The sequence below is a fragment of the Burkholderia ubonensis subsp. mesacidophila genome (genome assembly GCF_002097715.1).
In the GTDB taxonomy this organism is placed as follows: domain Bacteria; phylum Pseudomonadota; class Gammaproteobacteria; order Burkholderiales; family Burkholderiaceae; genus Burkholderia; species Burkholderia mesacidophila.
On sequence record NZ_CP020738.1, the window covers coordinates 726944 to 752720 of the forward strand.

Here is a 25777-nt window from a genome sequence, read left to right on the forward strand (position 1 = left end):
ATCATGAGTTTCGCGGAAAACAGGGGCGCCGGCGGGATTGCTGGCGGCGCCGTCCCGGCCTCGGCGGGCGGCCTGGCGAGTCTGGGTTCGATCGCCGGCATGGCGGGGCAGCTCGGCGCGCTGACGGGCATGCCGGGCGCGGGACTGCTCGGCGGCGCGGCAAGCGCCGTCCGGCTCGCGCAGACCGGGATGGCGATGCTGGGCAAGACCCCCGAATCGATCGCCGACGCGCTCAACGGCCTGGCGGGCGCACGCCCGCAACTGACCCAGGAAAACCGCTACGTCACGCTCGAAACGCCGCTGGGCGAGGACGTGCTGCTCGTCAACGCCGCCGTGATCGACGAGCACGTGAACCAGCTGCCGGAGATCCACCTCGACCTGTTGTCCCACCGGAACAACATCGGGCACGAGCAGATCGTCGGCCAGCGCGTGAAGATCGTGCTGGATCCGCAGAGCAAGAATTTCAGCTTGACGAAGATCGTGGCCGCGTCGACCGAGACCGACGAGCGCCGCTACTTCGACGGCTACGTCGCGTCGTTCGGCAAGGTCGGCAACTCCGGCACGGTCACGCGCTACGAGATGTCGGTCGTGCCGTGGCTCTGGTTCCTCACGCGTTCGACGGACTGCCGGATCTTCCAGAACCAGACGCCGCAGGACCTCCTGCGCGGGATCTTCCAGGAAATGGGCTTCGCGGATTTTGAATTCGACATCCGCGGCCAGCAGTCGCCGCTCGAATACATCGTGATGTACGACGAGTCGTACTACCATTTCTGCGCGCGGCTGATGGAGCAGGAAGGGCTCGTCTGGACGTTCCGCTTCGAGAAGGACAAGCATGTCCTCGTGATCGGCGACAGCAATTCGCTGTTCCGTCCGATCCCGCAAGCCGAGTCGATCTCGTACTACGCGGACAGCGCGGCCAGCGAACTGAACGGCATCGATCGCTGGGACGAGGCGTTCAGCTTCCGGGTCGGCAAGATCACGTTCCGCGATTTCAACTACAACCAGCCGTCGTCGTCGCTGATGCACGTCGAGGTGCCGACCGTCAATCTCAAGCACGACAACATTCAGTCGACCGAACGTTATCAGTTCCACTCGCTGTACGACCACGGCGAGGACGGCGAGCGCTATGCGCGCTATGCGATGGAAGCCGAAGAGGCGCAGGCGCGGCGTTTCAACGGCGGCGGCTATGCGCGCGGGATGACGACGAACGGCCGCTTCACGCTCGCCAACCACGCGTCGTCCACCTACAGCGGCAAGGAGTTCGTGATCCTGCGCGTGCGCCATCAGGCGGTCAACGACTACACGCGCCAGGGCGCCGAACTGCCTTATCACAACACGTTCACGTGCCTGCCGTTCGACATTCCGTTCCGGCCGGAGCGGCGCACCCGCAAGCCGTCGATGCACGGCACGCAATCGGCGATCGTGGTCGGGCCGAAGGGCGAGGAAATCCATACCGACGGCAGCCGCGTGAAGCTGCATTTCCTGTGGGATCGCCGCGGCAAGCGCGACGGCTCGGACTCGATGTGGGTGCGCGTGTCGCAGCCGTGGGCCGGCAAGGGGTGGGGCGGCTCCGCGATTCCCCGCATCGGGCAGGAGGTGATCGTCGCGTTCAACGAGGGCGATCCGGACAACCCGGTCGTCGTCGGCCGCGTGTTCAACGGCGAATCGGGCAACCCGTATCACGGCAGCAGCGGCCAGACGATGGGGCTCAAGAGCCAGACGCACAAGGGGCAGGGCTCGAACGAGCTGCGGTTCTCCGACGTCGACGGCTCGCAGGAGTTCTTCATGCATGCGCAGAAGGACATGAACACCGTCGTCAAGGATAACGAATCGCATACGGTCGAAGGCGGCGCGCGCAAGGTGTCGGTGCTGAAGGGGGATGAGACGAAGCATGTCGCGCAGGGCAACATGACCGAGATGGTCGCGCTCACGCGATCGTCGACCGCCAACGTGATCAACACCAACGCGGTCGCGAGCAAGGCCGGGCCCGGCATGCAGAGCCACCTGGCGAGCGACGGCATCGAGCATCGCGTCGGCGACAGCGTCGTGATCCTGACGCCGGGCGGCATCACGCTGACGCACGGGGCGTCCACGGTCCGCATCGATGCGAGCGGCATCTACCTCGACGGTCCGGTCATTCACCTGAACCAGGGCGCGTCGTCGGGGCCGTCGGCGCCGGCAGCCAGTGGAGCCGGCGGCGCAGGCGCCGCAACGGCGGAAGGCGGGGCGGCAGGCGCAGGCGCGGCCGGCGCTGCTGTGGGATCGGCTGCCCCCCCGGTGGAGACGGGGCTCGGTCACGACGTCGATCGGCTTGCCGCGAAATCGCCGGGTCTGCAGGGCGACCTGAAGAAGCTCCAGGACGACGGTTGGTCATTCGATTATGGCGCGCCGGGCGGCGGTTCGTTTGCGGATCGCCGCAACAAGACCGTCACGTTCGACGGCAACCTCAAGGGCAAGGTAGCGGAAGCCACGCAAACCCTGGCGCACGAAGCCGGGCACGCGACCTACGGGTTTACGCCGGACTATTCGTCGAAAGCCGCGTACGTCAATGGCACACTGGCGGACGAAGGCGCGGCAACGCTGAATAACATCAAGGCCAGGCGCGAAATTCTCGCGAACGGCGGCGCGGATATCGGCATTGCCGGCAACAGCGCCAACCACGCGGCGTACAACAAGGCATACGACCAGTTCCTGAAGGATGGCAACGCCGACGCCGCCCGGCAGGCGATCGGCGCGCAATTCGGCAGGGGCGAAATCACGTCGAACACGAAGCAACCTTATGCGGAGTATTACGGAGGCTGGTATGACAAGAATTTCCCGCCCAAGAAATAACTTGCGACGGGTTCTGATGACGCTTGGCGTGGTGATCTGGCTTGCCGGATGCAGCCGGGCCGATGGAAAAAACGTACAGGATTCACACATGACGCAATCAAAGATGACCCTGTGGCAAGCGATCGACGCGCTGGCGCAGCAGGTCCCGTTCTCGAAGGCCAGGATCGAACAGACGCTGCCGACCCGCTTGACCGAGATCGAACGGGAGGGGAACAAGGTGTTCCACTTCTTCAAGAGCACGCCGGTCACGCTGTCGGACGGCGTGGTTATCGAGAACGTGGATTTGCGCATCAAGCGCCAGGGCGAGCACCCGGGATTCATGGTGCTGCGGCTGGGCGGCACGTGCGTCGGACTCGATGCCGTGCGCGGACGCTATAGTCACCTCGAAATCGTCGACGTTCCGCGCGGTCGTTCGCTCGACGAATCCACGACGCATGCGGCGAAGCTGCCCTGGGGGGAACTGGCGTTCGGCTTCCTGGAGCGCAATCCCGGCTGTCTCGCCTTTGTCGCGTTCGATCCCAAAAAGCAAAACTGAGTCCGGCGCTCCATGAATCACTTGCGACGGGTGCTGATGACGCTTGGCGTGGCGATCTGGCTCGCCGGATGCGGCAGGGCCAATGGGAAAAACCTGCGGAATTCGCACATGACGCAACCAAAGGCGACCCTGTGGCAAGCGATCGACGCGCTGGCGCAGCAGGTCCCGTTCTCGAAGACCAAGATCGAACAGACGTTGTCGACCCGATTGACCGAGACCGACGAAGAGGGGAATGACGTGTTCCAGTTCTTCAAGAGCACGCCTGTCACGCTGTCGGACGGCGTGGTCATCAAGAGCGTGGATTTGCGCATCAAGCGCCAGGGCGAGCATCCGGGATTCATGGTGCTGGAGTTGGGCGGGCCGTGCGTCGGACTCGATGCGGTACGCGGACGCTACGGTCACCTCGAAATCACCGACGTTCCGCGCGGCCGGTCGCTCGACGAGGCAACGACGCATTCGGCGCAGTTGCCCTGGGGGCAACTGTCGTTCAGCTTCGAGGAGCGCAATCCTGCCTGTGTCGCTTCCGTCTCGTTCAAGCCCAAACAGCAAAACTGAGCCCGGCGCTCCATGCGGTGTTCCGTGCCGCGACGCGACGCAACGGACACCGACAGCACCGGGCATTCACGCATCACACGACTGAAGCTGCCACGGCGGCCCGCAAATTGACGTACTGCCGCCGGCGTCCGCCTTTCTCGACCGACGAGCCGGCGTCAAGACCGATCCATTCATCGAGTTTCATCGGATAACCAGCATGACCGATCCAGACAACCGCATCCGGATCCACGAAGGCAGCATCACGCTGCCCGAAGGATTCGAAGACCGCACCACCAACCTGCTCGTGCCGGCCGATCCGGCGAACCAGCCGAACCTGAGCGTCGCGCGCGACTGGCTGAAGGACGGCGAGGCGCTCGCGCCGTACGTCGACCGGCAGCTCGCGCTGCTCAAGTCGCGGCTGCAAGGGCACAAATTGATCGGGCGGCAGGCCGAACGGCTCGGCCCGGATGACCACCAGGTGCTCGCCGGCGAGCGCATCGACGCGAGCCACCGCAACGGTACGCGTGTCGTGTTCCAGCGGCAGGCGGCGTTCATCGTTGCGCCGGGCCGCGTGCTGATCTTCACCGCCTCGAGCGCCAGGGCCTTCAACGACGAGCTGGAGACGCTGTGGCGCACATGGCTCGACGGCTATCGGCCGGCGGACGAAACCGGCGCTGCCGGGCAGGCCTGACGAGGAACGCACACCATGTTCGAGGCCGCACGCGTCACCGATCCGATCGAGCACACCAGCGCGCTCGCGGGTTTCCTGATCGGCGCCGTCATCGGCGTCGCGCTGATCGCCGCGGTCGCGTTCGCGACCTTCACGTGCGGCTTCGGCGTGGCGCTGCTGGCGGGCTTGGCCGCCGGCGTCGGCGCCAGCGCGATCCTGTCGCTAGGAGAAGCGATAGGGAAGATGTTCAGTTCTCCGTCTGGTGCGATCATCACCGGCTCCGCCAACGTCTTCATCAACGGCAAACCCGCCGCGTACGCCACGCTGAGCGGCACGGCTTGCGACAAGCACAATCCGGTGCCGCTCGTCGCGCAGGGGTCGACCAACGTCTTCATCAACGGGCGGCCCGCCGCGCGCAAGGACGACAAGATCACGTGCGGCGCGTCGATCGGCGATGGTTCGCACGACACCTTCATTCACGGCGGCACGGAAACCTACCTGCCGGTAGACGACGAGGTGCCGCCGTGGCTCCGTACCACGGTCGACTGGGCATTCGCGCTGGCGGGGCTGGTCGGCGGGCTCGCAGGGCTCGTGAAGGCCGCCGGCGGACTGTCGCGCGCGGTCCTGCCGTGCGCGGCGAAGTTCATCGGCGGCTTCGTGCTCGGCGAGGCCGTGGGGCGCTACGTGGCCGGTCCCGTGATCAATCGTGCGATTGGCGGGATGTTCGGCAATCCTGTCGACGTCACGACCGGGCGCAAGATCCTGCTCGCCGAATCGGAAACCGATTACGTCATTCCGAGCCCGCTGCCGGTCGCGATCAAGCGCTTCTATTCGAGCGGCCTCGACCATGCCGGAACGCTCGGCCGCGGCTGGGTGCTGCCGTGGGACCTGCGGCTGCAGGCGCGCGACGGACGGCTCTGGTACACGGACGCGCAGGGCCGCGAAAGCGGGTTTCCGCTGGTTCGCAAGGGGCAGTCGTCGTTCAGCGAGAGCGAGCAGCGCTATCTGACCTGCACGCCCGATGGCCGTTACGTGCTGCACGACGTCGGCGAAACGTATTACGACTTCGGGCGGCTCGATCCCGACACGGACCGGGTTGCGTGGGTGCACCGCATCGAAGACCAGGCCGGGCAGTGGATGCAGTTCGAGCGCGACAGTCACGGGCGCGTGCGCGAGATCCTCACGTGCGGCGGCATTCAGGCGGTGCTCGATTACGAGGCCGTCCACGGGCGTCTCGCGACGATCGCGCTCGTCCATGGTGACGAGCGCCGTCCCATCGTCGCGTATGGATACGACGACAACGGGCAGATGGCGTCGGTGACGGACGCGAACGGCGCGGTCGTGCGCCGCTTTACGTACGCCGACGGCTTGATGACGAGCCACACGAACGCGCTGGGATTCGTGTCGAGCTACAAGTGGGCGGCGCTCGGCGGGCAGCCGCGCGTCGTTGCGACGCAGACCAGCGAGGGCGAGCACTGGACGTTCGAATACGATCTCGACGCGCGCGAAAGCCGCGTTCGCCATCTCGACGGACGCACGGCGCGCTGGCGTTACGACGCGCAGTTCCAGATCGTCGAATGCGCGGACCTCGACGGCGCGCAATACCGGATCGAGTACAACGACGCCGGCATGCCGACCGCGTTCCTGTTGCCGGGCGAGCGCAAGGTTGCGCTGGAATACGACGACGCGGGGCGCATCGTGGCCGAGACCGATCCGCTCGGGCGCACGACGCGCACGCGGTACGACGGCAACAGCCTGCGTCCGGTGGAAATCACCGCGCCGGACGGCGGCGTCTGGCAGGCGGAGTACGACCGTCAGGGGCGCCTGGTGCTCAGCCGCGATCCGCTTGGCCGGACCAACCGGTACGAGTATCCCGATGGACTGACGTCGCAACCCGCCGCGCATGTCGATGCGCGCGGCGGGCGCAAGGTGCTGGCGTGGAACCGGCTCGGTCAGCTCGTCGCCTATACGGATTGCTCGGGGAAGACGACGCGCAGCGAGTTCGACGCGTTCGGATTGCCAGTCGCGACGGAAAACGCATTGCGACAGCGCGTGTCGTACGCGATGCGGCCGACCGGCGAGCCGGTGCGCATCGCCTATCCTGACGGCAGCGAGGAGTCCTTCGAATACGATGCGGCCGGGCTCGTCGTGCGGCATGTCGGATTGGGCGGACGCATCCGTCAATCGATCCGCAATGCGCGCGGCCAGTTGCGCGAAGCGATCGATCCGGCGGGGCGCCGGCTCGAGTATCGCTACGATGCCGAAGGGCGGCTGTTCGAGCTGCTGAACGATCATGCGCGCTATGCGTTTGCCTATGACGCGGGCGGGCGTTTGCTGTCCGAGACGCGGCCGGATGGCGTGAAGCGGCGCTTCGTCTATGACGATGCCGGCGGGCTGCGGGAGCTGACGATCGTCGGGGCGGCCGACGATGCGAATCGTCGTGACGCGGACGCGATTCGGGTGCTTCGCTTCGAGCGCGACTTGATGGGGAATCTGACGGCGCAGCACACGCCGACCGACGTGACCCGCTATGAGCGTGACGCGGGAGACCGGCTGCTTTCAGTCGAGCGGATGCCGACCGATGCGGGTGTCGCGCTCGGTATCGAACCGGATGCGGTCAGGTTCGAATACGACAAGGGCGGGCGGCTGTTTGCCGAGCATGGCGTGAACGGCACGGTCGGGTACGCGCTGGACGAGCTGGACAACGTATCGACGCTTTCGTTGCCGCATGGGCAGACGCTGCAGATGCTGCGGTACGGCTCGGGCCACGTGCACCAGATTCGCTGCGGCGACCAGGTGGTCAGCGATTTCGAACGGGACGACCTGCATCGCGAGATCTTGCGGACGCAAGGGCGTCTGGTCGAACGGTCGGGTTATGACTTGCTGGGACGCAAGCTGTGGCAGGCGGCCGGGTTGTCGCCGGAGACGACTGGCCGGATGCGTGGGCAGTTGTGGCGCAACTATGGCTACGACGCGGTCGGCGAGCTGACGGAGATGAGCGACAGCCTGCGGGGCAGCACGCAATACGGCTATGACCGGGCGGGCCAGTTGATGCGGCAGTACCGCACGGCGGACCGGCATCTCGAGGAATTCGCATGGGATGCGGCCGGTAATCTGCTGGATGACGGGCAGCGTCGCAGCCGCGGGTATGTGGAAGGCAACCGGCTGCGGATGTGGCAGGACTTGCGGTTTGCTTATGACGCGTTCGGCAATCTTGCGACGAAGCGGCAGGGGCCGAACCGGACGCAGCGGTTTAGCTACGATGGGCAGGATCGGTTGATCGTGGTTCGGACGGAGGATGCGAGCGGGGCGGTCGAGGCGCGGTTCGAATATGACCCGCTTGGCCGGCGGACTGCGAAGACCGAAACCTGCTTCGATCTTCGTGGCGTGGAACTGCGTGCGGAGCGCAAGCGGTTCGTGTGGGAAGGGTTGAGGCTCGCGCAGGAGATTCGCGAAACCGGCGTCAGCAGCTATGTTTACAGCCCGGATGCGCCGTATACGCCGGCAGCGCGCGTCGACGCGGTGATCGCGGACGCTGTTGCCGCGGTTGCGATCGACAAGGCGAAACACGCGGCACGGGTCTACCATTTCCATACGGATCTGGTCGGCGCGCCGCTGGAGGTGACGGACGAGGCGGGAGAGGTCGCCTGGGCCGGGCGGTATTCGGCGTGGGGGAAGGTCGAGGCTGGCGATCGGCAGCTGGCGGCGCCGCGCACCGAGCAGCCGTTGCGGTATGCGGGGCAGTATGCTGATGACAGTACGGGGCTGCATTACAACACGTTCCGGTTTTATGACCCGGATGTGGGGCGGTTCGTTAATCAGGATCCGATTGGGTTATGGGGCGGAGAGAATTTGTACTCGTATGCGCCTAATCCGACGATCTGGACTGACGCCCTTGGGCTGGCAAGAACACCCGGTCACTTTCTGGAATGGATGTGGCAGCGGCCTTCGACCGGGCAGTACATGGAAGGCATTGAATTCAGCGGGTCAGATAACCCTAAGCCAGGGCGACTTACGTTTACTCAGCAACTCGATGTTCATACTGAGGCTAAAGTTCTTGAGAAATTGAAGGATAGTGTCCAGGCGGGCGATAAACTACATTTTCGTGGAACAAAGGATCCTTGCAATCCTGGTGGCCGGGGGTGTTCTGCAAAAATGAGTCGATTTGCGCACGAGCACGGAGTCGAGATTACATACGAGAACAAGACAACCGGGAAAGTTCATAAGTACGGGTGTTAAGGGGTGTTTGCATGAAAGATATCGAAGAGAAGCTGGGTGGTCAGTTTCGTAAAATAAATTCGGTGGTGCACGATTGGCCGAGATTTGTTCACGAGTCCAGTGGCATTGTTTTTCAGTACGTCCCAGGTGGAACGTACAGCATGGGGTTTTCGGAGGGGGAGGAGCAATCGGCGCGAGTGTTGTCAAGCGTCTTGCAGCTTAATATCGACGAGATGCGGCCAATTCAAAGGAAGACGATTCCTGATTTGCTGGTATCGATTACGCCTGTGCTTAACAAAAGCGTGCGTGAAGATTTGGTGGGAGATTCTTATTTTCCCGCGTATTTTGATCGATCTGATGCGCTGAATTTTTCGGGTGCAATGGGATGTCGTCTTCCGCGAGAATCGGAGTGGGAGTATCTGTGCCGAGCTGGTACTAAAACTCTATTTTCATTCGGAGATAAGCTGCCGCCAGAAGATGAATTGGAGCGCCTTATTAATTCTGACTTTGAGAATCTTGATGCTTTGACGTGCAATAATTTTGGCCTTTATGGCATGTCAAATCCGGAATGGTGTCAAGAGAAATTTGCTACAAGCCTTGCGGACGGTGCGCCATTGCTTGACGGCAGCTACGTTGTCCGTGGTGGCGGCGCCTATTTCTGGCCTTGGCAGGATGAAGAATGGGTGTGGTGCGTATCCGCGATGCGCTCGCCATCATCGGCGCTCGAAGACGGGCAAGCTTGTCTGAGGTTGGTCCGCGATCTACCAGACTGAGATTGGCCACATGCAGAATATGACGGCTTTGGATTTGACAACATATCGATGCTATACCTTGGGGCCACGGTGAGAAAACGGTGGCCATGCAGGAAGTATCGAAAGATAAACGTGGAAAATTTGCACGTCTTTCAGCAGTTGCGTTCCAGAAAGGCGGGCTCGTTCCCGATGTCATGGCGGGCGCAAATCCGCTCGAGTGTCCGCTTGGGAAAACGATCTCGTTACGGGACGCAAGCGGCAACCCGTTCCTGATCACCGAGTGGCATCCGAGCGCCCTGTGACATTCATGTATGCGTGGTACTGACGCCGCCGTCACGCGTCAGGGAACACCGGACGGGCGCGTGCCTGTTGTGCCGCCGCACTGGGACTCATCCACGGGCCATGCCGGCTAGGCCGTCGAGCGAGCACATCGCGGCCGGCCACACTCGCCGGCGCATCCATCATCCCCGCCACAACCGCGAAATCCGCGACCGTCCACCCGGTCCCAAGCATCAACCGTCGCGTATGCGACGCATCATGGACGTTGTCTGGCACGGACTTACCGAGATAGTGCAACGCTCGCCCTCGATATCGACGAAGCCATGTTGATAATCCCGCGCAAGCATTGTCTACAGCCTTGCCGCCCTTGCCGACTGCCGCGCACCGCTGATCAGGCGCAGCCCAGCATCAAGTTCCCACCGAATTTGAGTATGACCCACTTGGACGGCGGACGGCGAAGACCGAAACCTGCTTCGATCATCGCGGCGTGGAGTTGCGCGCCGAGCGCAAGCGGTTCGTGTGGGAAGGGTTGAGGCTCGCGCAGGAGATTCGCGAAACCGGCGTCAGCAGCTATGGTTACAGCCCGGATGCGCCGTATACGCCGGCAGCGCGCGTCGACGCGGTGATCGCGGATGCGATTGCCGCGGTTGCGATCGAGAAGGCGAAACACGCGGCACGGGTCTACCATTTCCATACGGATCTGGTCGGCGCGCCGCTGGAGGTGACGGACGAGGCGGGCGAGGTCGCGTGGGCCGGGCGGTATTCGGCGTGGGGGAAGGTCGAGGCTGGGGATCGGCAGCTGGCGGCGCCGCGCACCGACCAGCCGTTGCGGTATGCGGGGCAGTATGCTGATGACCGTACGGGGCTGCATTACAACACGTTCCGGTTTTATGACCCGGATGTGGGGCGGTTTGTTAATCAGGATCCGATTGGGTTGTCGGGGGGCAACAATTTATATGCCTATGCGCCTAATCCGACTAGGTATTTTGATCCGCTTAGTTGGATTCATGAGACTGCCCCCGGGTATCATGTTTATGGACTTTATGAACCGGGGGCAACGAAGTGTTACTACGTCGGCATAACGGATGATCTCATGCGGCGGCAAGTTGAACATGCAGCGTCTGGAAGATTGGGTATTGAGGATGAAATGAGGCCGTTGGAACGAAACGTCACCTATGGGCAGTCGCGTGGTTACGAGCAGGCATATTCGAGCACTACAAAACTAAGACCGCGACCGTTGGTGAACCGATCTCCGCGACCAATCGTGGCAACAAGATTAACTCCTTTGATCATGCGAGCACGACGCGGGAAGCGTGCCGACAAGCATATTTTGAGGAGCATTGCAAGGCGAAGAGTAGTCAACTCAAAGGTGGATGTTAATAATGGGTTCGATCAAGTTGCATGGGTGGGATAAGAAGCCGAGAACTCCAATTCGATCTCTTAAGGTTGGGGATATATTCTTGATGGCGTTGAGTGAGTCATCTTATGCTGTTGGGAGAATATTGTCTAAGCTTGATATTGGTCATGGGGTTGAGTTTTTTGATTTGAATTTGTCTGAGCACGAAGTTGCTGCGGGCCAAATTGAGAATGCCGAGATGCTTGCTGGGCCGGTGATAGTTGATTCGTATTGGGTATTTGATAGAAAACCTGATTGCGACTGGCGCATTGTTGGGCATGAGTCAGGATTTTCTCCGTCTGAGGGGGTGAATGCATATTTTTCATATGGCGGAGCTCAGTATTGGAAAATTGATTTATTCGGTAATCAGGTTGAAATATCGAAACGGGAGGCTGAAGAGCTTCCTCCGTATACGCCGCAGCGAGATGCTCAAATCAAGAAATGGCTAACTCCGCTACTGAAAAAGCAGTGATTGATCAAACGTAGGGCGACATCGTTTGATGCAGCGTAATCGTGCATGGTGGCCAAGGCGGGAACGATCGCCTCGGCCGGACGATGTTTGGAATCAGGGAAAGTCGGGCTGCGGGATCGACGGTTGGCGTGGAGACATAACGAGTAGCCGTTAGGTACGTGCGGCAGCATGCTGATGATATACCCGGACTGCATATGAGCCGGTCCGGTTTTACGATCCTGTCGTGGCCGCGGAATTTCAACTGGATTGGGTGTCAAATGATTCCACGTGGAAAGCTGAGCTGAAAATTCGGCAGATTGTTCGCTGTGCGGCGCTGTTATATGCAACTCATTGTTGGTGTTTGGCGCATTGAACATATGACGCGAGAGAGGATCGGTTTGGGGGGCGCTTGATTTGGTAATCGAAAAGGCTGCTTTAATGGATGCTCGATTCTATGTCGTTAAATATCGCCCGGGTGAGTTTGGGTGCCCGCACCTCTTGTCCGGAGCGGTAAATCGCGATGAGTGGGAGTGGCCAATGTATGTTGGCGATCCATTCAGCGTGGCAGTGGAGCACGATTACATATATCAGCTTGCCGACTCTAAGGCTTCGGTTGATTTTGATTTTTATGGAAGTCAGACAAATTTTGTGTCGGAGCAGTTTTTGCAGGTGTGTAATGCGATGAAGGTTCGTTATCGTGAAATCCCATTGCGGATCACGTACGATGGTAAAGATGTTGGGGATAAGCGCTATTCGATATTTCTCCCGGCGGAACACGTTGCGTTGCTTGACCGAAGTAACTCTGAATTTTCGGAAGATCGGGATATGGAAACAGGAGGGATTGCTGAGAACAATCTTTTTCCCGGTACTCCAATGTACAGTTGGATCAAGCGATTTGTTCCTCGCGATGATTGTGCATCAACCTTGTTTCGAAGCGTCGAGATAATGGAGCTTGTTTGTAATGAGAAATTCAAGGGGGAGGCGGAGAGGGTGGCGTTGAAGGGCGTCGAGTTCATTCCGATAGATAACAACTACATCTATGATCCGTGGGGCGAGGTGTCGTAAAGCGACGTTGTGGAACGCTCGGCACCTGGCTACCTGGCTCGATCTACAGGCGTGGCACATCCATTTCGTATTGCGCTTCGTACCCGGCGCGTGCTCCTGGCGCTGGGTCTGGCGATTCCGCTCGCCACACCGAGTGCGACGCCTGAGTCAGGCACACCGCAACCGGTCGCGACCCCACCCGCACTGACGGTGTGGCAAACGCTCGACGCGCTCGTTCGCCAGCTCCCATTGGCGAATGGCGGTGGTGGAGTCCACTCTCCGCACCAGCCTGAGTGACAGCGGTCGCAACGACTCCGCGGTGTTCCTGGGCAGCGACGGCCCTGTGCAGCTTGCCGGCGACACCCGGATCACGGAAATCGACCTGCGGTTCAGCGTGAGGCGGCGCTTTCCGGGCTTTCTGGTGCTGAGTCTCGATGGAGACTGCATCGGTATCGATGCCCTGCGCGCTCATTACGGCGAGGTTCCAATTACGGACTCCCCTCATGGGCACTCGCTTGAAGAAGAGACCGTGCATTCCTCGCGTCAGCCATGGGGCACGCTCTCGTTTGGCTTCAAGGAGCGCAACCCTGCTTGTCTGGCCACGATTGTGTTGGCTCCCGGCAAGATGGATTGAGCGTCCGGGGCGTCGACCTTTGGAGGCACGCGAACCGGCCACTCTGGCCAGCGCGTCGAAGCGCAACGTGAGTGATCGCGCGCCATGGTTGGCCCGTCGGTCATGTCGACTGCCTCCGCAAATTCTCCCATCGTCCACCCCCTCCCAAGCAACAACCGCCGCGTATGCAACGCACCATGCACGTCATCGGACACGCATTCGCCGAGATAACGCAATTCCCGCCCTTCGATATCGACGAACCCGTGCCGGTACTCCCGCGCGAGCATCGTCCACAGCCTTGCCGCTCCAACCGACTGCCGCGCGCCGCTGATCAGGCACAGCCCGGCATCGAGCCCCCACCGATACAGCGTGGTCGCAAGCCCCTTGCGCTGGAACGAAGCGCGAAATTTGGAATGAGGCGCGCGCAGGTATCGATCCGCGCGGCGCGGAATTTCGGGCAGTCGATTGAACACCGTATACCCGGCGAGCTGCCGGGTCGCCGGATCTTCGACGTAGAGGAAATATTCACCGTCTGCCTCGCGATGGCGGACGATCAGGCCCGATGCGCCGAGCGCGACGGCCGGCAGGCCGTGCAGGCGGTGGCCCGGTTGATGGAGACGAGCGTGGAGCGTATCCAGCTCATCGTCGATGGTGTTCTGGCAATGCTGTACGTCGATGCGCATGGCAAAGGGAGATCGTGTCGAGCGTGTCGAATGAATGGGTCATGGCGATGGAAAACGGAGGAAGCGGCCCCGCGGCTCGGCAAGCGAGCCGGGGCCGCCAATCAGCTGGGGATGTGCTGGAAACCGGCAGCGATCGCGGCGAGGCCCGCGACGCAGAGAGCGATCAGGATCAGGACTTTGTGCATCACGCCTCTTTCCTCATGAATGCGCGGCGCCGGCAGGCGGCGTCGCGGAGACGATGAACGGCGGGCCGGAGCCCGCACGGCCGTCGCGCAGGGCGACGGTCGGAATGTCCGAACGATGCAAGCGGCCCAAGCACCCGGGCGAGCCGACACGCACACGGACGGCCCGCACCATACGCGGTCATCGCGCATCCGGCAATCCCGCTTTATGTAAAAGGCGTCATTTGACCGTATTTCGCGACAATTGGCCGCAAGCAGACCATTTTTGAGATGAATTGAGCGCGCAAAGCGCCTGCGTCCTGATCCGCAGGCGGCCTGCCGTTTTGCACCCGACGAAAGCAGCGCAGGCGACCGCTTTGCGAGACGGTGTTCCGGCCAGGCCGGCGGCAAATCAACCGGCGCGCTGCTGCCCGAACACCCGCCGGATCCGCGCGAACAACCCGTGCTCGGCGACCCATGCCGCATACGCGCGATAGTCCGGATCGCGCATCAGGTGGCGCTCCTCGGTCTTCGCGCGCAGGAAGTAGATCAGGTTGACCGCGACCAGCGCCGCGCAATGCGCGAGCGCGACCTGCCAGCCGAGCGGCTCGACGAACGGCACCGAGATCATCCAGTACGACAGGTTCTTCGCGATGTAGGCCGGATGCTTCGTGAAGCGGTAAGGGCCGGACGTGATGATCCCGCGGTGGGTCAGGTTCGAGAAACGCAGGCCGAACGAGATCGTCGACAGCGCGTAGCACAGCAGCAGCGCGATGATCGTCGCACCCCAGACCACGCGGATCGCCGGCGCGGAGAGCAGCCAGTTGTCCCAGAACAGCGAGCCTTCGTAGCGGATGTAGTTGTTCGAGATCAGCGACCAGAACGGCTGGTAGCAGATCAGCGCGGCGAGCCAGCCGAGCGTCGTCGGCTCGACGGTGCGCACGTGGCTGTCGAGGATGCGGAACGTGCACAGGTAGCCGACGGTGCCGAACATCAGGTCCATCGTGAACGACAGGTCGTACATGAACACGAACAGCGCGAGCGACATCGGCGCATGCATCGCGTTCGCGAGCGATGCGCTCAGGTGGTCGGCGTCCTTCGACAGGTAGACGGTCATCAGCGGCAGGAAGAACGCCTTGACCATCCACCCGGCGAGCATCTCGCGCACCGGCTGCCAGCTCGCGGGCTGCTCGCCGCGGAACAGGAAGCGCCCCCACAGCAGGTAAGCGTCGTCGGTCTCGCGCTGATGGCGGTCCATCCACGCGAAATAGACCGGCGCGGCGACGATCACGTAGGGCGCGAGCGCGCGCAGCAGCGACCAGAACGGCAGGTAGAACGCGCCGTGATACTCGGGCAGCAGCCAGTACAGCATGCCGATGCCCGCGTAGACCGACGCGAGCGCGCCGAGACGCACCGCGACGCGGGCGACGCCGAGCGGCCGCACGGCCTGCCGTGACAGGCCGGCGCTCGGCCGCAGGTAGACGCGCGAGATGAGGAGTTCGTGCAGCGCGATCGTGCCGATGATCGCGAGACTGGCGATGACCGCGCGCGTGGCGCCGTCGAGGGCGGGCTGGTCGCGTGTGATCCACAGCGCGAAGAGGCCGGCCGTGACGCCGAGCAGGCCGGCGCGCAACGGAGTGGCGGAGCGGGGCGGCCGGTCTTGTAAGGCGGAGAGGCCTTCGAGCGTCGAGTTCATATGGTCCTCGTATGGATGATGCCGACGCCGCAACGTGAGCGGCGCCGGCGGGCGGCCGGGGTTTGGAATGTTGTGTGCCCGGCCACCTGGTCCTGCGGGTCGATTACTTCGGTACGGCGCCGCCGAGCAGGCCGCCGACCAAGTTCGTCACCGGCGCGAGCAGGTTGGTCGTGCCTGCCGTGCCGCCGGTCAGGCCGCCTGTCGCGGTGCTGGTGCCGCTGCCGCCCGGGGTCGTCATCGTCGTGATCACGCCGCCCGGACTCGCCGTGACGCCGGCGCCGGTGGCGCCGGCCGGCGACGTCAGCGAACCGGCAAGCGTGCCGACCGGTCCGTTCGTCAGCGCGCCGGTCAGGTTGCCGGTCACGCCACCGCCCGGCGCGGTGACCGTGCCGGTGAGGCTCGCGCCGAGCGGCGTCAGCGAATTGACGAGGTTCGTGACCGGCGCCAGCAGGCCGCCGGCGCCGGTGCTGCTTCCGCCGATCGAACCGAGCAGGTTGGTCACCGGTGCGAGAGGACCGCTTGCGCCGGTGCCGCCGGTTCCGCTGCCGGTGCCACTTGTCCCGCCGATGGAACCGAGCGAGCCGAGCAGGTTCGTCACGGGTGCGAGCGGGCCGCTGCCGCTGGTCCCGCCCGTGCCGCCCAAACCGCTGCTGGAGCTGCCCGTACTGCCGCCGAGCAGGCCGCCGACGCTCGCGACCGTGTTGCCGAGTTGCGTCACGACGTTGCCGAGATCGGCGCCTGCCGGGTTGGTCGTCGCGCCGCCGATCTGCGCGCCGGCCGTGCCGAGGCCGGTGCCGACCGTGGTCAGCAGGTTGCCGACCGGCGTGCCGGCGCCGGTCGTGGCGCCGACGTTCTGCGTGGTGCCGGGCGTCTGGACGCTGCCGGTCAGCGTGTTCGTGATCGGGTTGATGAGGCTGCCGACCTGCGTCTCGAGCTGCTGGATCGGTGTGGTGTTGATCGTGGTGTTGAGGCCGGACGCTGCCGTGTTGATGACGCTGCCGACCGTGTTGACGAGGCCGCCGACGGTCGTCGTGACCGGCGCGAGCGGCGACAGCGGGCCGGCGCCGAGGCTCGTCACCGCGTTGCCGACGTTGTTGACGGCTGCGCCGGTGCCGCTCAGCAGGCCGGTCGTCGACGTCAGCGTCGGGCCGAGCGGATTCGCCGACACGCCGATCGAGCCGAGGCCGACCGCGACGCCGTTGCCGAGGGACTGGACGCCGTTGCCGAGGCTCGTGACCGCATTGCCGACGCTGGTGGCAGCCGGATTGTTCGACACGCCGCCCACTTGCGTACCGCCGTTCGCGACGGTCGTGCCGAGCGACGTGACGAGGGTGCCGGTCTGCTGGAAGATGCTGCCGAGCGGGGTGGCGCCGGAGGTGCCCGACGTGCCGGAGGTGCCTGACGTGCCGGAGGTGCCTGACGTGCCGGAGGTGCCTGACGTGCCGGAGGTGCCTGACGTGCCGGAGGTGCCTGACGTACCGGAGGTGCCCGACGTGCCGGAGGTACCCGACGTGCCGGAGGTACCAGACGTACCGGAGGTGCCTGACGTACCGGAGGTGCCCGACGTGCCGGAGGTGCCCGACGTACCGGAGGTGCCTGACGTGCCGGAGGTACCCGACGTGCCGGAGGTACCCGACGTGCCGGAGGTGCCTGACGTGCCGGAGGTGCCAGACGTACCGGAAGTGCCCGAAGTCCCCGAAGTGCCCGAAGTGCCCGAAGTGCCCGAAGTGCCCGAAGTGCCCGAAGTGCCCGAAGTGCCCGAAGTCCCCGAACTACCCGAACTACCCGAACTACCCGAACTACCCGAACTACCCGAACTACCCGAACTACCCGAACTACCGGAAGTCCCTGACGACCCCGATGTGCCCGACGATCCCGACGAGCTCGGCTTGAGCGCGGTAGACGTGGTCGGTCCGTCGACCGAACTGCAGCCTGACAGCGCGAGCAGCGACGAGATGGCGAGCGAGAGCGTCGTTCTTGTGAAGTATTTCTGCATGTTGGCCTCAACGATTGGTGTTTGTCCCGGCCAGAACTGCAATTTCCGCGCCATCGCAGTTTGCGCGGCGGGTGGCGGATTTTTCTTGCGGGAAGTCCGACGTTTGAGGCTTTTTGTCCTGAGTAATGGCGTTTTCGCGGAGCGGTGGCGCAATGGGCTGCGCGATGTTCCCGCAACGCGCCGTAACGCGCGTGGAAACGTTACGTAGCGTCGGCGTCCGGCGGCGCATGCGCGTTGACAAGCTTACTGGCGCGGCGGCCCGCCCGACCGAGGCCCGCGTCTTTGACGAAATGCCCGCGCCTCGCGAACATGAGCGGATCGCGCCGCCCGGCGGGCAAACCCGCGCGAACCGGCAACCGGCGGCGCAACCGAAGCAATCCGAAATGAAATCCAAAACGGAATCCGAACGAACAGGACAGAGAGATGAGCGAACAGGACAGGGAACAGGGCAAGGCGCGTCGCACCGACGTGATGGGCGAGGCCTTCGTCGAGCGGGCGATGCGCGATCTCGACGGATTTTCGCGGCCGCTGCAGGACTGGCTGAACGAGCACGCGTGGGGCAGCACGTGGCAGCGCGGCGGCATCGATCTGAAGACGCGCAGCCTGTGCACGTGCGCGATGCTGGCCGCGCTGGGCCGCAGCACCGAGCTGAAGGGCCACGTGCGCGGCGCGCTCAACAACGGCGCAAGCCTCGTCGAGATTCGCGAGGTGCTGCTGCACAGCGCGCTGTACGCGGGCGCGCCGGCGGCGGTCGAAGCATTCCGCAGCGCGCGCGAGGTGATCGCGGAACTCGGCCTGACGCTGCCCGGCAACGAGGACTGAACGCGTCGCCGCGCGCCGACGCGCGGCGACGTCAGGACGTCAGCGCCCGGCCTGCGCGACCGGCGCGTGCGCTTCGACCGGCGCCGCGGCCACTTCGGCCAGCCACTCGGCCGTCGCGTCCGGAATCGTGACCGGCAGCATGTGGCCGCCGTCGACCACCCGCAGCCGCACGCGCGGCGACTTCTGCGCGAGCGCCTCGCCGTGACTGCGCCAGTTCAGGATGCGGTCGTCGCGGCCGTACAGCACGTCGACCGGCAGCGCGAGCTCCGCATAGCGGCGCTCCATCGCGGGCAGGTCGTCGGGCACCGCGATCAGGTCCGACGACGTCGCATAGAAACTGCGCGGCCGCAGCCCGAGCAGCCCGCCGCCCTTGACCGGGAAATCCTTCGGCACCGCTTCCGGCGCGAACACCGCGACGACCGCCTTGCGGCCGGTCAGGATCGTCAGTGGAATCGCGAAGGTCCACGACACGAAGCGGCGCACGCGCTTCGATGGAATCAGCAGCGGGCGGAACGGCCCCGGCGGCTCGGACTCCGGATGCGTGAGCGGCGCGATCAGCGCGAGGCGGCTCACGTGCTCCGGATGGTTGAGGCCGACCGCGAGCGAAATCGCGCCGCCGAGCGAATGCCCGACGAGCCCCGGCTTGTCGAGCTGCAGCGCGTCGATGAACGCGGCGACCATGCGCGCCTGCGCGAAGATGTTCGCCTGCGAGCGTGCGCCGCGCAGCGAATGCCCGGCGCCCGGCCGGTCGATCAGGATCACGCGATGGCGTTCCGCGAGCCGCTGCAGCGGCAGGTACGCGAAATTGCGCAGTTGCCCCGCAAGCCCGTGGACGAACACGATCGGCGGGCCGTTGCCGTACTCGACGTAATGGATGCGATCGCCGCCGATGTCGACGAACCGGCCTTCGGGCCGGAACGCGCGCGTCACGCGGTGCGCGACATACCACGTGAACGCCGCGAGCGCCGCGCACACGGCCACGACGGCGATCAGCGCCTGCTGGATCAGATGGATCGTATGGCTCATGTCGGCCTCGTCAGGTTTCAAGCGCGGTTTGCGGGACGGATGCGGCGGCCGCGTCGGGCTTCGCGCGGCGTTCGAACTGCATCGCCGAATCGGCGAGCGTGCTGAACTTCAGCGACGCGAGATCGAGCACGTAGTTCTGGTGGAATTTCCAAGGCTTCTTCTCCCCCTGTTTCGGCAGGATGCCGGCCGCGCGCTGGATGTAGCCGGAGCTGAGGTTCACCGCCGGCACGTTGCCGAGGTCGCCCGGCGCGAGGCGCGGCACGCACGTGTCGTAGCCGTTCGCGCGCATGTGGTTGAGCAGGCGGCAGACGTAGCGCGCGATCAGCTCGGCCTTCAGCGTCCACGACGCATTCGTGTAGCCGAACGACGACGCGAGGTTCGGCACATCGCTGTACATCATCCCCTTGTACGACACCGTCTGCGGCAGGTCAACCGCGCGGCCGTCGACCGTGACCTGCGCGCCGCCGAGCATCTTCACCTTCAGCCCGGTCGCGGTGACGATCACGTCCGCGTCGAGCCGCTGGCCGCTCTTCAGCATGACGCCGGTCCGCGTGAAGCGCTCGATCTCGTCGGTGACGATCGACGCGCGGCCCGCGCGGATCGCCTTGAACAGGTCGCCGTTCGGCACGAGGCACACGCGCTGGTCCCACGGCTTGTAGCGCGGCGTCAGGTGCTTCGCGACGTCGAAGCCGGGGCCGACCTGCTTGCCGGCCGCGCGGATGATGAATTTCTTCGTCTGGTCAGGCTTGCGGCGCGCGAGATTGTAGAGATACATCGTCAGCAGCACGTTCTTGATGCGCACGAGCCGGTGCGCGAGCCGCGCCGGCAGCACGCGGCGCAGCGCGTTGGCGATCCTGTCGCGCGCGGGCAGCGACACGATGTAGGTCGGTGAGCGCTGCAGCATCGTCACGTGCCGGGCAACGGCTGCCATCGACGGCACGAGCGTCACCGCGGTCGCGCCGCTGCCGATCACGATCACGCGGCGGTCCGCGTACGACAGGTTCTTCGGCCAGTGCTGCGGATGCACGAGATCGCCGCCGAACGTGTCCTTGCCGGGCCAGTCGGGCAGGTAGCCCGCGTCGTAGTCGTAGTAGCCGCTGCACATGTACAGGAAGCGGCAGGTCAGCACGAGCGTCTCGGCTTCGTCGTCACCGCCGCCGCGTTCGACGCGCACCGTCCAGCGCGCGTGGTTCGAATCCCAGTCCGCGCCGACGACCTTGTGGCCGTAGCGGATCGTCTTGTCGATCCCGTGGGTGCGCGCGGTGTCGCGGATGTAGTCGAGGATCGTCTGGCCATCCGAGATCGCGTTGTCGCTGTGCCACGGCCGAAAGCTGTAGCCGAGCGTGAACATGTCGGAATCCGAACGGACGCCCGGATAGCGAAACAGGTCCCAGGTGCCGCCGATCGCGTCGCGCGCCTCGAGGATCGCGACGCGCGCGAACGGGCAGCGCCGCTGCAGGTGATAGGCCGCGCCGATGCCGGACAGGCCGGCGCCGACGATCAGCACGTCGAGATCGGCGCCGTCGCGGTGCGTGCCGCCGGCGGGCGCGCGGCGGTCGAAGGCGGGCGGCGCGGCGCGGCGGTCGGTCGTCGTCGAAGTCATGCGGGGTCCTTGGTCGGCGTGGTCGGGAGCGCGGCGCCCGGATGCGCGCGCTGGAGGTTGCGTGCGCGGGCACGGCGCACGTGGCGGATCATCAGCATCTGGTAGGCCGCGCCGAGGAGGCGCGCGATCCTGTCGAGGCGGCGCGCGTCGGCGCCGACGAGCACGCGGCGCGCATTGCGCTCGACGCCGGCGAGGATCTGCCGCGCGGCGTCGTCGGCCGTCGTCGCATTGATCAGGCGGTTCGCCTGGCGGCGGTGGGTCGCGTCGTCCTGGCCGGTCAGCGCATGAATGCTCGCGTCGACGCGCGACGCATCGACGATGCCGGTCGCGACGCCACCCGGGTGCACGCAGGTCGCGCTGACGGGCGCGCCGTCGAGTTCCAGTTCCATCCGCAGCGCCTCGGTGAAGCCGCGCACCGCGAACTTGGTCGCGTTGTACGCGCTTTGGGTCGGCATCGCGATCAGGCCGAACAGGCTCGACGTGTTGACGACGTGGCCGTCGCCGGATGCGCGCAGATGGGGCAGGAACGCCTGCGTGCCATGCACGACGCCCCAGAAGTTGATCCCGACGATCCATTCGAGGTCGTCGATGCATGCGGTTTCCGCGCTGGCCGCGAGCGACACGCCCGCGTTGTTGAAGATCAGGTTGACCTTGCCGTGCGACTGGCGCACGAAGTCGGCCCATGCGAACACCGCGCCGCGGTCGGCGACGTCGAGCCGTTGCGTCGTCACGCGCACGCCGTGCCGCGCGCAGGCGGCCGCGGTGCCCGCGAGCCCGACGTCGTTGACGTCGCTCAACGCGACCTCGCAGCCGCGTCGCGCAAGCTCGACCGCGAGACTGCGGCCCATGCCCGAACCGGCGCCGGTGATCGCGGCGACCTTCCCGGAAAACCCCTTCATCCGTCGTTCCTCCGATGTCCGCTTGCACTGCGCCGGCGGTGTGCTTATTGTGGTGTTGTGTGTCACCACTTTAGTTTTCGGGTGTCCTGATGTCAAATAGCGGAATGGAGAAAGCACTCGAAACGCAGAAACGGGGCCGCGCGTACGGTGGCGTGGCGCCCGAGGTGCGCGCGGCGGAGCGGCGCGACGCATTGATCCGCGCGGCGACGCGCGTGTTCGGCACGGTCGGTTTCAGGAAGGCGACCGTGCGGTCGATCTGCCAGGAAGCGAAGCTGAACGACCGCTATTTCTATGCGGCGTTCGACAGCACCGAGGATTTGCTGCGCCGCACCTACCTGCATCACGCGGAGCAGTTGCGCGACGCGGTTGCGCAAGCGGTCGCCGCGCGCGGCGGCGATCTGGACGCACGTGTCGACGCGGGGCTCGCGGCGTTCTTCGGGTTCCTGCGCGACCCGTGCGCGGCGCGCGTGCTGCTGCTCGAGGTGATGGGCGTGAGCCTGGATACCGACGCGACGTATCAGCGCGTGCTCGTCGAGTTCGGCAAGCTGATCATGGCGATCGGCGGGCCGGGCGAGGCGGTCACGGCGGCGGAGCGCACCGAGCAGCGGCTGATCGGGCTTGCGCTCGTCGGTGCGATGACGAACGTCGGCGCGGCGTGGCTGCTGACCCAGTACCGCGATCCGGAAGCGCAGATGATCGCGAGCTGCAGGAAGGTGCTGCTCGGGACGTTGCGGGCGGCGGGGTAGCGGGTGGTGACGCTGCCGCGTCGCGATGGAATGCCGCACACATGCGGCACGATTCACACGGCAGCACGCTTCGACCTTGTCGCACGCGCCCGTGTTGCCCGCGCCGGCGCCTCGCCGATCCTCTCCCGCATTGCGTCGATGAACGCCCGCACCTTCGGCGACGGCAGCCGCGTCGACGGAAAGATCGCGTGAATCCCGGCCGGCGGCGAGCGCCACCCGGGCAGCAGGCGCACGAGCCGGCCCGCGGCGACGTCGTCGGCGATCGAGAAGTCGGTCAGCAGCCCGAAGCCGCCGCCCGCGAGCGCGATCGCACGGCACGCGGTCGCGGTGTTCGACACGACGTGCGCGGTGCAGCGCACCGACGCCTTGCCGCCTCGCCCATTCTCGAGCTCGAACGTCTGCGGGCGCGGCAGCGTCGACAGCATCACGAACGGCAGCGCCGCGAGCGCCGCCGGATCGCGCGGCAAGCCCCAGCGCGCGACGAACGCCGGGCTCGCGACCGGCCATTTCTCGTATTCGCCGAGTTGCACCGCGCGATAGTTCGAATCCGCGAGACGGCCGATGCGGACCGCGACGTCGATGTTGTCGGCGACGAGGTCGACGAGGCGGTCGTTCGCGATCAGCTCGACGTCGAGCGCCGGATGCGCATCGCGCAGCGCGACGATCGCGGGCGCGACGACCTGCGCGCCATAGTCGATCGGCGCGCTCACGCGCAGCGTGCCGCGCAGCGGCCCCGTCTCCGACGACACCGCGTCGAGCGCGCTTTCGGTCGCGCGCATGATGTCGCGGCACGCGTCGTAGAACGCGCGCCCCGCGTCGGTCACGGCGAGCCGCCGCGTGGTGCGCACCAGCAGGTTCGCGCCCACTTCTGATTCGAGCCGCTGCATGTGCGTGCTGACCACCGTTTTCGCGAGCCCGAGCCGCTCGGCCGCCGCCGTCAGCGAACCCGCCTCGACCACCGCCACGAAAATCGCGAGCCGGTTCAGGTTTACGTCGCGCAGGTCCGCCATCGCCGATTGTCCTGTCAAAGAGGATGATGTTTCCGCGATTATCCCTCTTCTGGCGACAGAGGGCGCGCGCTACGCTGGGGCCGTTCGTTGCCGGTTCGCGGCGACGCCCTTTGCCGGAGTGTTCCCATGCCTGTTGCCGAGAAGCCGTCCGTTCCGATCCGCGTCTACTCGTTTCCGCTGTCCGGTCACGCGCACCGCGTGCGCCTGTTCCTGTCGCTGCTCGGCGTGCCGTTCGAGATCGTCGACGTGGATCTCGCCGCGGGCGAGCAGCGCGGGCCGGCCTTCCTCGCGCTGAACCCGTTCGGGCAGGTGCCCGTGATCGACGACGGCGGCGTCGTGCTGTCCGACTCGAACGCGATCCTCGTCTATCTCGCGAAGCGCTACGGCGACGCGCACTGGCTGCCCGACGATCCGGCCGGCGCGGCGGCCGTGCAGCGCTGGCTGTCGCTCGCGGCGGGGCCGATCGCAGCGGGCCCGGCCGCGGCGCGGCTCGTCACCGTGTTCGGCGCGCCGCTCGATCACGCGCTGGCGAAGCGCATCGCCGTCAGGCTGTTCGACGTGATCGACGCGGAGTTCGCGAAGCGGCCGTTCGCGGCCGGCGCGCAGCCGACCATCGCCGACATCGCGGCCTACACGTACGTCGCGCACGCGCCGGAAGGCGGCGTGTCGCTCAATCCGTATCCGCATCTGCGCGCATGGCTCGCGCGCGTCGAGGCGTTGCCCGGTTTCGTCGGCATGCCGCCGACCCGCGCGGGCCTGCTCGCCGCATAGCGCGCCGGGCCGCTTCCTTCAGGAGAGCAAATGATGACTGCGCCGACCGTCGCCTTGCCGGGCTGGGAACTGGATGTGTCGCCGTTTCATGCGGGCGAACTCGCCGTGCAGCAGCGCGCGGGCGTGGCCGACGCCGCGAGCGCCGTCGGGCTGCGCGGCATCCGGCGTTTCATGCCCGATCAGCATCGGGCGTTCTTCGCGCAGTTGCCGTTCTTCGTGCTCGGCGGCGTCGATTCGGCGGGCCAGCCGTGGGCGACGCTGCGCGTCGGCGCGCCGGGCTTCGCGACGTCGCCCGACGCGCACACGCTGCGGATCGCGGGCGACGCCCTGCCGGGCGATCCGTTGGCCGATGCGTGGCGGCCGGGCGCGCAGCTCGGCGGGCTCGGCATCCAGTTCGACACGCGGCGGCGCAATCGCGTCAACGGCGTCGTGCAGGCCATCGACGGCGATCACGTGCTGACGGTCGCGGTGGAGCAGAGCTTCGGCAACTGCGCGAAATACATCCAGAGCCGCACGCCGGCGTTCGACCCGCGCGGCGATGCGCCGTCGCCGCGGCTCGAACGTTCGGACCGGCTGAGCGACGCCGATCGCGCGCTGCTGGCGCAGGCGGATACGTTCTTCGTCGCGAGCGCGAACCTGTCGGCGGAAGCGGGCGCGGCGCGCGGCGTGGACGTATCGCATCGCGGCGGGATGCCGGGCTTCGTGCGCGTCGACGACGCCGCCACGCTGACCACGCCCGATTTCAGCGGCAACCGGCTGTTCAATACGCTCGGCAACCTGCTGCTCGAACCGCGCGCGGGCTTGCTGTTCGTCGATTTCGAGCGCGGCGACCTGGTGCATGTCGCCGCGCGCGCGGAGATCGTCTGGGACGGGCCGCTCGTCGCGTCGTTCGAAGGCGCGCAGCGAGTCGTGCGGTATCGCGTGCAGGAGGTGCGGCGCAGCGCCGCAGTGATGCCGTTTCGCTGGTCGCCGGTCGAACGGGCGCCGCAGTTCGCGGCTCGCACCGCGTGACGGACCGGCGGGCCGCGCGCCATGTGCTG

Annotated in this window: 19 protein-coding genes and 2 pseudogenes; 14 read left to right on the plus strand and 7 right to left on the minus strand. The window is 65.4% G+C overall.

The window, feature by feature from the left end; genetic code table 11:
* The first annotated feature begins 3 nt into the window (after window positions 1–3).
* From B7P44_RS20905 to B7P44_RS36520, 10 genes and pseudogenes are all read left to right on the plus strand, one after another.
* Window positions 4–2832 carry a type VI secretion system Vgr family protein gene (locus B7P44_RS20905; RefSeq protein ID WP_084907880.1) on the plus strand — a complete coding sequence of 943 codons (2829 nt, stop codon included), beginning with the start codon at window positions 4–6 and terminating at the stop codon, window positions 2830–2832.
* 16 nt (window positions 2833–2848) lie between these two features.
* Complete coding sequence (locus tag B7P44_RS20910) at window positions 2849–3367, plus strand: hypothetical protein (RefSeq protein WP_321970404.1); 519 nt, start codon at window positions 2849–2851, stop codon at window positions 3365–3367.
* Between the two features lie 108 nt (window positions 3368–3475).
* A complete protein-coding gene (locus B7P44_RS20915; protein WP_084907884.1) occupies window positions 3476–3922 on the plus strand; it encodes a hypothetical protein in 447 nt (148 codons plus the stop codon).
* Window positions 3923–4118: 196 nt separating this feature from the next.
* Window positions 4119–4592: a DUF1795 domain-containing protein gene (locus B7P44_RS20920; RefSeq protein WP_084907886.1), complete on the plus strand. Its 474-nt coding sequence runs from the start codon at window positions 4119–4121 to the stop codon at window positions 4590–4592.
* Between the two features lie 15 nt (window positions 4593–4607).
* A complete protein-coding gene (locus B7P44_RS20925; RefSeq protein ID WP_133117862.1) occupies window positions 4608–8810 on the plus strand; it encodes an RHS repeat-associated core domain-containing protein in 4203 nt (1400 codons plus the stop codon).
* An 11-nt stretch (window positions 8811–8821) separates the two neighbouring features.
* Window positions 8822–9562, plus strand: coding sequence for a formylglycine-generating enzyme family protein (locus B7P44_RS20930; protein WP_084907887.1), 741 nt, complete (start codon window positions 8822–8824; stop codon window positions 9560–9562).
* 86 nt (window positions 9563–9648) lie between these two features.
* Window positions 9649–9843, plus strand: coding sequence for a hypothetical protein (locus B7P44_RS36515; protein ID WP_133117863.1), 195 nt, complete (start codon window positions 9649–9651; stop codon window positions 9841–9843).
* A 389-nt stretch (window positions 9844–10232) separates the two neighbouring features.
* Window positions 10233–10823: pseudogene (locus B7P44_RS37370) on the plus strand (RHS repeat-associated core domain-containing protein); the annotation flags it as partial.
* Between the two features lie 379 nt (window positions 10824–11202).
* Window positions 11203–11688: an Imm26 family immunity protein gene (locus B7P44_RS20940; protein ID WP_157721088.1), complete on the plus strand. Its 486-nt coding sequence runs from the start codon at window positions 11203–11205 to the stop codon at window positions 11686–11688.
* A gap of 417 nt (window positions 11689–12105) precedes the next feature.
* Window positions 12106–12732: an Imm43 family immunity protein gene (locus B7P44_RS36520; RefSeq protein WP_133117864.1), complete on the plus strand. Its 627-nt coding sequence runs from the start codon at window positions 12106–12108 to the stop codon at window positions 12730–12732.
* Between the two features lie 522 nt (window positions 12733–13254).
* On the opposite strand, the gene B7P44_RS20950 is transcribed toward B7P44_RS36520, so the two are convergent.
* From B7P44_RS20950 to B7P44_RS37970, 3 genes are all read right to left on the minus strand, one after another.
* Window positions 13255–14007, minus strand: coding sequence for a histone acetyltransferase (locus B7P44_RS20950; protein ID WP_084907891.1), 753 nt, complete (start codon window positions 14005–14007; stop codon window positions 13255–13257).
* A 573-nt stretch (window positions 14008–14580) separates the two neighbouring features.
* On the minus strand, window positions 14581–15864 hold the full coding sequence (locus B7P44_RS20955) for an isoprenylcysteine carboxylmethyltransferase family protein (protein WP_084907893.1): 1284 nt from the start codon (window positions 15862–15864) through the stop codon (window positions 14581–14583).
* Window positions 15865–15967: 103 nt separating this feature from the next.
* Complete coding sequence (locus B7P44_RS37970) at window positions 15968–17860, minus strand: collagen-like triple helix repeat-containing protein (RefSeq protein WP_084907894.1); 1893 nt, start codon at window positions 17858–17860, stop codon at window positions 15968–15970.
* A 423-nt stretch (window positions 17861–18283) separates the two neighbouring features.
* Here B7P44_RS37970 and B7P44_RS20965 point away from each other — a divergent pair, with 423 nt between their 5' ends.
* Complete coding sequence (locus tag B7P44_RS20965; protein ID WP_084907896.1) at window positions 18284–18682, plus strand: carboxymuconolactone decarboxylase family protein; 399 nt, start codon at window positions 18284–18286, stop codon at window positions 18680–18682.
* 39 nt (window positions 18683–18721) lie between these two features.
* On the opposite strand, the gene B7P44_RS20970 is transcribed toward B7P44_RS20965, so the two are convergent.
* From B7P44_RS20970 to B7P44_RS20980, 3 genes are read right to left on the minus strand one after another with little or no spacing between them, the layout of a single operon-like run.
* Entirely contained in the window at window positions 18722–19708 is a 987-nt protein-coding gene (locus tag B7P44_RS20970; protein ID WP_084907898.1) for an alpha/beta fold hydrolase, read from the minus strand.
* A 10-nt stretch (window positions 19709–19718) separates the two neighbouring features.
* Window positions 19719–21311 (minus strand): flavin-containing monooxygenase, encoded by a 1593-nt coding sequence (locus B7P44_RS20975; RefSeq protein WP_084907899.1) that lies wholly within the window; start codon window positions 21309–21311, stop codon window positions 19719–19721.
* Window positions 21308–22210, minus strand: a complete 903-nt coding sequence (locus B7P44_RS20980; RefSeq protein ID WP_084907901.1) for an SDR family NAD(P)-dependent oxidoreductase — start codon at window positions 22208–22210, stop codon at window positions 21308–21310. Before B7P44_RS20980 ends, B7P44_RS20975 begins: the two co-directional genes overlap by 4 nt.
* A gap of 89 nt (window positions 22211–22299) precedes the next feature.
* Here B7P44_RS20980 and B7P44_RS20985 point away from each other — a divergent pair, with 89 nt between their 5' ends.
* Entirely contained in the window at window positions 22300–22956 is a 657-nt protein-coding gene (locus tag B7P44_RS20985) for a TetR/AcrR family transcriptional regulator (RefSeq protein ID WP_084907903.1), read from the plus strand.
* A 53-nt stretch (window positions 22957–23009) separates the two neighbouring features.
* On the opposite strand, the gene B7P44_RS20990 is transcribed toward B7P44_RS20985, so the two are convergent.
* Entirely contained in the window at window positions 23010–23966 is a 957-nt protein-coding gene (locus tag B7P44_RS20990; RefSeq protein ID WP_084907905.1) for a LysR family transcriptional regulator, read from the minus strand.
* Window positions 23967–24092: 126 nt separating this feature from the next.
* Here B7P44_RS20990 and B7P44_RS20995 point away from each other — a divergent pair, with 126 nt between their 5' ends.
* Both B7P44_RS20995 and B7P44_RS21000 read left to right on the plus strand, forming a co-directional pair.
* Window positions 24093–24737 carry a glutathione S-transferase family protein gene (locus B7P44_RS20995; protein ID WP_084907907.1) on the plus strand — a complete coding sequence of 215 codons (645 nt, stop codon included), beginning with the start codon at window positions 24093–24095 and terminating at the stop codon, window positions 24735–24737.
* A 33-nt stretch (window positions 24738–24770) separates the two neighbouring features.
* Window positions 24771–25736: pseudogene (locus B7P44_RS21000) on the plus strand (pyridoxamine 5'-phosphate oxidase family protein); the annotation flags it as partial.
* Between the last annotated feature and the right edge of the window lie 41 nt (window positions 25737–25777).

What these genes read in the sequence shown, in the direction of transcription:
- B7P44_RS20905 (WP_084907880.1), top strand. Translation starts at nt 4, where the DNA reads ATGAGTTTCGCGGAAAACAGGGGCGCCGGCGGGATTGCTGGCGGCGCC.
- B7P44_RS20910 (WP_321970404.1), top strand. Translation starts at nt 2,849, where the DNA reads ATGACGCTTGGCGTGGTGATCTGGCTTGCCGGATGCAGCCGGGCCGAT.
- B7P44_RS20915 (WP_084907884.1), top strand. Translation starts at nt 3,476, where the DNA reads ATGACGCAACCAAAGGCGACCCTGTGGCAAGCGATCGACGCGCTGGCG.
- B7P44_RS20920 (WP_084907886.1), top strand. Translation starts at nt 4,119, where the DNA reads ATGACCGATCCAGACAACCGCATCCGGATCCACGAAGGCAGCATCACG.
- B7P44_RS20925 (WP_133117862.1), top strand. Translation starts at nt 4,608, where the DNA reads ATGTTCGAGGCCGCACGCGTCACCGATCCGATCGAGCACACCAGCGCG.
- B7P44_RS20930 (WP_084907887.1), top strand. Translation starts at nt 8,822, where the DNA reads ATGAAAGATATCGAAGAGAAGCTGGGTGGTCAGTTTCGTAAAATAAAT.
- B7P44_RS36515 (WP_133117863.1), top strand. Translation starts at nt 9,649, where the DNA reads ATGCAGGAAGTATCGAAAGATAAACGTGGAAAATTTGCACGTCTTTCA.
- B7P44_RS20940 (WP_157721088.1), top strand. Translation starts at nt 11,203, where the DNA reads ATGGGTTCGATCAAGTTGCATGGGTGGGATAAGAAGCCGAGAACTCCA.
- B7P44_RS36520 (WP_133117864.1), top strand. Translation starts at nt 12,106, where the DNA reads ATGGATGCTCGATTCTATGTCGTTAAATATCGCCCGGGTGAGTTTGGG.
- B7P44_RS20950 (WP_084907891.1), bottom strand. Translation starts at nt 14,007, where the DNA reads ATGCGCATCGACGTACAGCATTGCCAGAACACCATCGACGATGAGCTG.
- B7P44_RS20955 (WP_084907893.1), bottom strand. Translation starts at nt 15,864, where the DNA reads ATGAACTCGACGCTCGAAGGCCTCTCCGCCTTACAAGACCGGCCGCCC.
- B7P44_RS37970 (WP_084907894.1), bottom strand. Translation starts at nt 17,860, where the DNA reads ATGCAGAAATACTTCACAAGAACGACGCTCTCGCTCGCCATCTCGTCG.
- B7P44_RS20965 (WP_084907896.1), top strand. Translation starts at nt 18,284, where the DNA reads ATGAGCGAACAGGACAGGGAACAGGGCAAGGCGCGTCGCACCGACGTG.
- B7P44_RS20970 (WP_084907898.1), bottom strand. Translation starts at nt 19,708, where the DNA reads ATGAGCCATACGATCCATCTGATCCAGCAGGCGCTGATCGCCGTCGTG.
- B7P44_RS20975 (WP_084907899.1), bottom strand. Translation starts at nt 21,311, where the DNA reads ATGACTTCGACGACGACCGACCGCCGCGCCGCGCCGCCCGCCTTCGAC.
- B7P44_RS20980 (WP_084907901.1), bottom strand. Translation starts at nt 22,210, where the DNA reads ATGAAGGGGTTTTCCGGGAAGGTCGCCGCGATCACCGGCGCCGGTTCG.
- B7P44_RS20985 (WP_084907903.1), top strand. Translation starts at nt 22,300, where the DNA reads ATGTCAAATAGCGGAATGGAGAAAGCACTCGAAACGCAGAAACGGGGC.
- B7P44_RS20990 (WP_084907905.1), bottom strand. Translation starts at nt 23,966, where the DNA reads ATGGCGGACCTGCGCGACGTAAACCTGAACCGGCTCGCGATTTTCGTG.
- B7P44_RS20995 (WP_084907907.1), top strand. Translation starts at nt 24,093, where the DNA reads ATGCCTGTTGCCGAGAAGCCGTCCGTTCCGATCCGCGTCTACTCGTTT.